Source organism: Psychrobacter sp. CAL346-MNA-CIBAN-0220, assembly GCF_040309805.1.
GTDB lineage: Bacteria > Pseudomonadota > Gammaproteobacteria > Pseudomonadales > Moraxellaceae > Psychrobacter.
In genome coordinates, this window is record NZ_JBEOPF010000725.1 from 1 (window position 1) to 236 (window position 236).

At 44.9% G+C, this 236-nt stretch carries 1 protein-coding gene; it reads right to left on the reverse strand.

Annotated elements, in window-relative coordinates; translation table 11 throughout:
* On the reverse strand, positions 1–236 hold a 236-nt coding region (locus AAEY88_RS15480; RefSeq protein WP_350563811.1), incomplete at both ends, for a peroxidase family protein.

The following is a 236-nucleotide window of genomic DNA, read 5'->3' on the forward strand; positions in this document are numbered from 1 at the left end:
CGCTGTAACTTGCCGCTGCTATCTTCACGGTCGCTAGCAAGCATTTCAACTTCTGGTCCCCAGTACACCATGTCTGGTTCCCAATCATCATTACGTCCACCGGCAAAACCGTAGGTTTTAAAGCCCATATTTTCAAGTGACACATTACCCGCTAACACTATCAAATCAGACCAAGAAATGGCTTCTCCATACTTCATTTTGATTGGCCAGAGTAAACGTCGTGCTTTGTCTAAACT